General features: G+C 69.9%; 7 protein-coding genes and 1 pseudogene. 1 reads left to right on the top strand and 7 read right to left on the bottom strand.

What is annotated here, in order from left to right; all coding sequences use genetic code 11:
* Positions 1-105, top strand: a pseudogene (locus ACFFN1_RS08685) (IS5/IS1182 family transposase); the annotation flags it as partial.
* Here the strand turns inward: ACFFN1_RS08685 and ACFFN1_RS08680 are convergent.
* From ACFFN1_RS08680 to hutH, 7 genes are all read right to left on the bottom strand, one after another.
* A complete protein-coding gene (locus ACFFN1_RS08680) occupies positions 68-346 on the bottom strand; it encodes a hypothetical protein (protein WP_376840290.1) in 279 nt (92 codons plus the stop codon). The pseudogene ACFFN1_RS08685 and the gene ACFFN1_RS08680 sit on opposite strands and share 38 nt — an antisense overlap.
* A 272-nt stretch (positions 347-618) precedes the next feature.
* Entirely contained in the window at positions 619-1,224 is a 606-nt protein-coding gene (locus ACFFN1_RS08675; protein ID WP_376840285.1) for a M23 family metallopeptidase, read from the bottom strand.
* 55 nt (positions 1,225-1,279) lie between these two features.
* Complete coding sequence (locus tag ACFFN1_RS08670; RefSeq protein ID WP_376840284.1) at positions 1,280-2,155, bottom strand: peptidoglycan-binding protein; 876 nt, start codon at positions 2,153-2,155, stop codon at positions 1,280-1,282.
* A 231-nt stretch (positions 2,156-2,386) separates the two neighbouring features.
* Positions 2,387-3,133 (bottom strand): IclR family transcriptional regulator, encoded by a 747-nt coding sequence (locus ACFFN1_RS08665; protein WP_376840283.1) that lies wholly within the window; start codon positions 3,131-3,133, stop codon positions 2,387-2,389.
* 1 nt (position 3,134) lies between these two features.
* Positions 3,135-4,526 carry a formimidoylglutamate deiminase gene (locus tag ACFFN1_RS08660; RefSeq protein WP_376840289.1) on the bottom strand — a complete coding sequence of 464 codons (1,392 nt, stop codon included), beginning with the start codon at positions 4,524-4,526 and terminating at the stop codon, positions 3,135-3,137.
* Entirely contained in the window at positions 4,526-5,788 is a 1,263-nt protein-coding gene (locus tag ACFFN1_RS08655; RefSeq protein ID WP_376840282.1) for an allantoate amidohydrolase, read from the bottom strand. The genes ACFFN1_RS08660 and ACFFN1_RS08655 overlap by 1 nt, the downstream gene beginning before the upstream one ends.
* Positions 5,785-7,401 (bottom strand): histidine ammonia-lyase, encoded by a 1,617-nt coding sequence (gene hutH, locus ACFFN1_RS08650; RefSeq protein ID WP_376840281.1) that lies wholly within the window; start codon positions 7,399-7,401, stop codon positions 5,785-5,787. The genes ACFFN1_RS08655 and hutH overlap by 4 nt, the downstream gene beginning before the upstream one ends.
* Positions 7,402-7,407: the final 6 nt, after the last annotated feature.

The following is a 7,407-nucleotide window of genomic DNA, read 5'->3' as shown; positions in this document are numbered from 1 at the left end:
CGAGGACTGGCCACACGATATGACAAACTCGCCATCATCTACCGGGCCGCTATCGTGCTCAACGGTGTCATCGCTTGGTTACAGCATTTATCAGACACGCCCTAGGGCTGCGGGTCGTTCCACGACCAGATGTCATCACCGCGCAGCACCGCATCGGCGCCGCCTTGTCGACGAATGTGCGGCTCTCTTCGGTGGCGAGCAGCGCATCGACGAGATCGACAGGTGCCGGCTGCAGCGAGGCCATCGAGCTGACGGCGTCGATCTGCTCATCGGCGGCGGCGATGCTCGCCTCGGCAGCCTGGCTGCGGCCGTCCGGGGTGCTGAAATCGGCGACGATCGGCGTCATGGAGGTCGACGCCGATGACCCGGTACCTCTGTTCACGTGCCAGCTGCGCAGTCGCAGCTCCGATTCCTGATGCTGATCCGGTGATGACGACGGTGCGCTACGCGCTCATGGCTCTCCCTGTGAGATAGCGGGAGATGGCGCTTGTCACGCTACCGAGGCACCACCTGGCCGGCAACGCGAACCGGCCGGGGCGATACAGCGGCGATCACCCAACGGTCAGCGGCCCGGCTTCGAAGCGAAGCCGGGGCGCTGGCGCGCGGGTTCAGCAGCGGTCACTGCTGGCCGGGATCCGAGGGGCACTGGTCGGTGCGCTCGAGATTCTTCTTGCCGTAGGGGTAGATCGGCTTGCCGCTGGCGAAGTTCGACTCCTGCACGGTGCCGTTCTGCTTCTGCTCGTAGTGCAGGTGGGCGCCCTGTGAGCCGCCGGTGTTGCCGACGCGGCCGATGAAGGTCTTGGCATCGACGGTGTCTCCTTCGGAGACTTCGAAGGACTTCAGGTGGGCGTACAGCGTCTGCCAGCCGTTGCCGTGGTCGATGACGATGTACTTGCCGTAAGACCGGTCGCCGAGGTCGGCGACCTTGCTCACGGTTCCCTTGGCTGAGGCGAACACCTTCCAGCCCTCAGCCGGGTTGTGCTGGAAGTCGACGGACTTGGCGGGGTTGTGTCCCTTCCACGTCGCGGCCGTCCACGACTCACCACAGGGGAACGGGACCTGGAAGCTCGGCCCGGCAGCCTCCGCCTCGGGCGCGGTGTCCGGGGCCGCCTGCGCGGCAGGGGCCATGCCGCCGAACATCGCAGCGGCTGCGGCGAGTGCGCTCGCACCGAACGCGAGGCGGTGGGCCAGCGGGCGGCGGGTGTGCTGGGAGCGGGGATTCATCACGTGTCTCCTTCAGATCAGTTCAGATCAGTGGATGTCTCAGGGTTCGTGCTGCTCAGCTCTTGCGCTGGTACTCCTCCCAGGTCTGCTTCGTGACATTCGGGCCGTTGTCCTTGCCGTGGCTGGCCAGCCCGTCCATGCCGTTGTAGTAGTCGTAGATCTGGCGGTTGCGGTCCTGCTTCCACACCGAGGAGTCGAGGTCGGTGTCCGAGATCGCCACAGCGTGGATGTGCGGAGCAAACGAGCCGACACCGGTGCGGTCCCAGGCGGCGAAGCCGACTTCCCGCAGCGCCTTGACGGCCTTGGCACGGTCATCCTTCGACAGGTTCTTCGTCGCGGCATCAAGAGCGCCGCCGCCGTCATGGGTGCCAGCTGATGCCTCGGCACCGTCGGGCTCATAGGAGCCCTGGGTCACGGTCAGGTCGACACCGGAGATCTTCTCGGCTTCGGCGAGCATATCGGCGGTGCGCTGGTTGAGCGTCTGCCCGTCGACCGTCGTGCGCTTGCCGAGGTCGATGGTGTTGGTGACGCTGAATCCGCCCTTCTCACCGAGCTTCTTCATGGTGCCGGTGCCGGGCAGGCCGTTGGCGTCCTCACCGGAGGCGCCCTGTGACTTCTGCCAGGCGGAGTAGGCGTCGACGGTCGTCGAACCGTAGTGCCCGTCGACATACTTGGCATCGAGGTGGCCGGCATCGGAGAGGGCCTGTTCGACGGCCTTGACCGAGTCAGCGGCACCGGCGGTCGGTTCGGTGCCGCTCTTGGCCGGGTCGAGCTGGGCCGCCAGCACGACCTTCTCCATGTCGACGGTCGTGGCGGCTGCTGCCGGGGCCGAGGCGTTCGCGGCGAGTCCGGCTCCGAGGAGCACGGCTGCCGCGGCACCTGCTGCGGCGGCGATGGGGGTGCGGTGGTTGCGTGCTGCATGAGCTCGCATGGGGAACAGCTCCTTGAGGGGGTTGGGTGTTGCTGTGTCTGTGCCGGATTGGGGATGTCATCCATCCGACGCCTCACACGCTAAGCAGGCTCCGGCCGTCAGCTCCACCCGGATGCAGGGACTCTGAGTGTCTTCCCATGAACTGTCGATACCGCCTTCGGCAGACCGAAAATCGGCGCACCCAAGCGTCCGCCCTCGTCAGTGAACGGCGCTCATGCGCACGGCGGCGTGTCAGCGCAGCCGTGAGGTGATCGTGTCAGCTGCAGCCTTGACACGATCGATGACACCGCGTATTCGGGCCTCGCTCTGCTCCGCATCGGGAATGCTGACGCCCACGGCGGCGACGGGCCGGTCGAGGACATCGAAGACCGGTGCGGCGATCGTCCAGATGCCCGGGGTGATCTCCCCGCGTTCGAGCGCGTAACCCTGGTGGCGGGTCTGGGCGAGCTGGGCGAGCAGCTGCCGCATCGTCGCCGGCCCCGCCCCGGTGCGGGAGACGAAGACGTCTTCGCCGGAGAGCAGTGCGAGCACATCGCGTTTAGGCAGCCCGGACATGATCGCCCGGCCGGTCGCGGTCAGATAGGCCGGCATCCGCACGCCGGTCGCGGTGATGACGGCCACGGATTCGACCGACTGCTCCTTGAGCACATAGACGGTCTCCCAGCCGCGCAGCACCGCCAGCTGCGCAGTCCCGCGGGTCGCCTCAGCCAGCTGCCGGACGAGCGGCGCAGACATCCGCTGCAGCGGATTGGCCCGCACATAGGCGCTGCCGAGTTCGGAGACGCCGGCGCCGAGCATGTATCCGCCGCCGGTCTTCGTCACGAGCCCGAGCTCTTCGAGCACCGAGAGGATCTCGTAGATCGACGAGCGCGGGATCGACAGTGAGCGCGCCATCGCACCAGCGGTCACCGGCCGGTTCGAACCAGCCAGAGACCGCAGGATGTCGACCGCGCGGCGCAGGGCGGGGACCTCGGCCATCTCAGTCCCCGAAGTCGAAGGCCGCGTAGGCCTCGCGGTAGAGCTCGGCGACGGGCCCGAGCGTCGTGTGCTCGCCGTGCTGGGCGACGAGCCGGCCGGCGGAGAAGACGTGGGTGACGTCGGTGGCAGTGCCGGTGAGCATGATCTGTTCCTCCTTCGCTCCGAAAGTGCGAGGGGAGTCCGCGGCGATGACGGCGATGTCGGCCGGCTGGCCGACCGCCAGACCCGAGGCGGGGGCTGGGTTCGCCCCGTCGGCCGCCTGGGCATGAGCACCGAGATGCAGGGACCGGTCGCCGCCGGTGGTGAGAGCTGCGAGCAGCTCCGCCGGGCTGAAGCGGCCGCGCTGGCCGAAGCCGAGGCGTTCGCCGGCTTCGAGACCGCGCAGCTCCAGCAGCGGGTCGAGAGTGACATGCTGATCGGAGCCGAGGCTGATGACTGCGCCGGCCTCGGCGAGTTCCCGAGCCGGGCCGATGCCGTCGGCGAGATCGGCCTCGGTGGTCGGGCACATGACGATCGTGGCCGCGGCATCGCCGAGCAGCCGGATGTCCTCGTCGGTCAGGTGCGTGGCGTGCACGGCGGAGAGCCGGTCGGTCACGACCCCGGCCTCAGCGAGCAGCTGGGTGGGTGTCATGCCGTAGGCAGCGAGGCAGGCCTCGTTCTCCGCCGGCTGTTCGGACAGGTGGACGTGCAGGGGCCCGGGCACCTCGGCGAAGGCCGGCAGGGCTGCGGCCGGGACCGCGCGCACCGAGTGGATCGCCGAGCCGAGCGTTACCCCGTCGGCAGGAGAGAGCTCGGCGGCGAGCACCTCGGCGAGGCCGGCATGGCGGGTGAGGAACCCGTCGATGTCGCCGTCACCGAAGCGCTGCTGTTCGGCACCGAGGTCCTCACCGATCGCGCCGGTGAGGTAGCAGGTGTCGAGCAGCACGAGCCGGATCCCGGAATCGCGGGCGGCCTGGGCGAGCGCGCGCTCCATGGCGTGCGGTTCGTCGTAGGGCTTCCCGCCGGGTGCATGGTGGACGTAGTGGAATTCGCCGACGGCGGTGTAGCCGGCGGTGACCATCTCAGCGAAGATCGCTCGGGCGGCCCGGTAGTAGTTGGCCGGGTCGAGCTGGCCGGCCACCCGGTACATGACCTCGCGCCACGTCCAGAAGGTGCCGCCGTCGCCGTGTGTGCGGCCGCGCAGCAGCCGGTGGAAGGCATGCGAATGGGCGTTGACGGCACCCGGGATCGCGAACCCTGCCAGCTGCTCCCCCGCCTCGGGCGCGGCGGCTGCGCTGGGTTCGGCGCCCTCGTCGAGGGCGGCGATGACGCCGGCATCGTCGAGCGTGACCCGCACGTCCCGGGCGTAGCGTCCCGGGGCCAGCCAGGCGGCTTCGAAGTGCAGTGTGCGCATCATGCTGCGCCGCTCTCGAGGCCGTGGACGAGTTCGGCGGCGAGCACATCGGCCAGTGCCTGGGCACCGGCGCGGGCGTCGGCGCCCTCGCAGGCCTCCTCCGGGGCGTGGGAGACGCCGGTGGGATTGCGCACGAACAGCATCGCCGAGGGCACATGCGCGGCGAGGATGCCGGCATCGTGGCCGGCACCGGTCGGCAGCAGCGGCGCCTCGGGCAGCACAGCGCGCAGCCGGTCGTTGAGCTCGCGGTGGAAGTACGTCGTCGGCGAATAGGATTCGCGGCTGACATCGAGGCTGACCTCGACGCCGTTGCCCCGCGCACCCGCACCGGCGGCCTCGGCGGCACGCTCGCGGCCGCGGCTGGTGATCGCGTCGAGCACCTCGGCGACGACATCATCGGAGTCGTGGCGGATGTCGAGCCAGAAGTCCATCGCCGAGGCGATGACGTTCGTGCCGCCGGGGTGGATCGAAGTCCGTCCGACCGTCGCGACGGCCTGGTCGAACCCGTCGGCCAGTGCCGGGATGTCGCCGATGAGGCGGCTGGCGGCGGCGACCGGGTCGGCGCGGTAGGTCATCGGGGTGGTGCCGGCGTGGTTGCCCTGGCCGGTGAAGCGGAAGTGCCAGCGGCCGTGACCGACGATCGAGGAGCCGATCGCCACCGGCTGATCGGTGTTGATGAGCCCGACACCCTGTTCGACGTGGAGTTCGATGAACGAGCCGATCTGCGCGATCCGGTCCGCATCGGCACCCATCCGCTGCGGGTCGAGGTCGTAGCGGGTGACGACCTCGGCGAGCGTGTCGCCGTTCTGGTCAGTCAGGGCGAGCGCATCATCAGCGGCGACGGCGCCGGTGAGCAGCCGGGAGCCCAGGCAGGCGAGCCCGAACCGGGAGCCCTCCTCCTCCGGGAACACGGCAAGTGCGAAGGGTCGGGTCGGCTGGTCGAAGGTGCCGCGGGAGGCGAGCTCATCGTAGGCGGCCAGCGCCGAGGCAACACCGAGGGGGCCGTCGAACTGGCCGCCGCCGGGCACCGAGTCCAGGTGGGAGCCGGTGATGACGGCGTTGTCGCCGGGCGCGGTCGCCCACGCCCACACGATGCCATTGGCGTCGATCTCGACGTCGAGGCCGCGGCGCTCGGCTTCAGCGACGAACCAGTCGCGCAGCTCGCGTTCGATCGGCGAATAACCCGGGCGCAGATAGCCGGGACCGCGCGGGTCGGTGCCGACGTCCTCGATCTGGCCCATGAGCGAGGTGACGTCTGTCATGCGTCCTCACTCCGTGCGGCGTCCTGGCTCCGGCCGGTGAGCACGGTGCCGTCAGTGTCGGTGAGCGTATGGGTCAGCGGTGCGACCGCCTCGGCAGCGGCGCTCGCACGGCCGGAGGCGACGAGCTCGATCGCCTCAGCCAGCTCTGGTGAGAGGAAGCGGTCCGGGCCGGGGCCGGGCACGGTCTCACGCAGCAGGCTGATGACCGCGCCGGTGACGGCGGCCGGGTCGTGTTCGCGCAGATCGGTGGCGCGGGCGGCGGCATAGAGTTCGATACCGAGCACGGAGGCGAAGTTCGTCACTGCGGTCCGCAGCTTCCGGGCCGCCGACCAGCCCATCGACACGTGGTCCTCCTGCATCGCAGACGACGGGATCGAATCGACGCTGGCCGGGGTGGCCAGGCGCTTGAGCTCGGAGACGAGGGCGGCCTGCGTGTAGTGGGCGATCATGAGGCCGGAGTCGACGCCGGCGTCATCGGCGAGGAACGGCGGCAGTCCTTCGCTGCGGGCGACATCCATCATCCGGTCGGTGCGGCGCTCAGCGATATTGGCGGCATCGGCGACGGCGATGGCGAGGAAGTCGAGTGCGTGGGCGAGCGGGGCGCCGTGGAAGTTGCCGTTCGAGGACACCGAGCCGTCCGGCAGCACGACCGGATTGTCGATCGCAGCGCGCAGTTCGCGGGCGGCGACCTGCGCGGCGAAGGCGGCGGCGTCGCGGGCGGCGCCGGTAACCTGCGGGGTGCAGCGCAGCGAGTAGGCGTCCTGCACGAGGTGGGTGGAGTCGCGGTGGCTGGCGACGATCGCCGAGTCCTTGAGCGCGGCGAGCATATTCGCCGCCGAGGCGGCCTGGCCCGGGTGCGGGCGCAGCGGCTCGTGCAGATCGGGCATGAACACCCGGTCGGTGCCCAGCTGCGCTTCGACGCTCATCGCCGCGGTGAGGTCGGCGGTGGTGAGCAGGTTCTCGATGTCGTGCAGGGCGAGGATGAGCATGCCGAGCATGCCATCGGTGCCGTTGACGAGCGCCAGACCCTCCTTCTCGGCCAGTTCGAGCGGTTCGATGCCGGCTGCGGCGAGGGCGTCGGCGGCCGAGGCGGTGGTGCCGTCGGGTGCGTGGACCTCGCCTTCGCCCATCGCGACGAGGGCGCAGGCCGACAGCGGTGCGAGGTCGCCGGAGCAGCCGAGGGAGCCGTATTCGTAGACGACCGGGGTGATGCCGGCGTTGAGGATCGCGACATAGGTGTTGAGCGTCTCCAGGCGCACGCCGGTGCGGCCGGTGGCCAGGGTGCGGGCGCGCAGCAGCATGAGGGCGCGCACTACCTCGCGTTCGACGGGGGTGCCGACGCCGGCGGCATGCGAGCGGATGAGGGACTTCTGCAGCTGGGCGCGCAGATCATGGGCGATGTGCCGCTGGGCGAGCGCGCCGAACCCGGTGGAGACGCCGTAGACCGGGCGCGGCGCCTCTGCCAGGGCCTCGACTGCGGAGCGGTTGGCGGCCACATTCTCAGCCACCGCCTCGGGCACGGTGACCTGCGCGTCGTGGCGGGCGACGGCGAGAACGTCGGCGAAGGTCAGCGCATCAGGATCGAGTGCGACGGTGGGGGTGTCAGCGGTCATGTGGGT

The sequence above is a fragment of the Brevibacterium otitidis genome, assembly GCF_042429315.1.
Taxonomy (GTDB): domain Bacteria; phylum Actinomycetota; class Actinomycetes; order Actinomycetales; family Brevibacteriaceae; genus Brevibacterium; species Brevibacterium otitidis.
The sequence above is the reverse complement of the archived record's forward strand: the minus strand, read 5'-3'. Positions and strand labels throughout refer to the sequence as shown.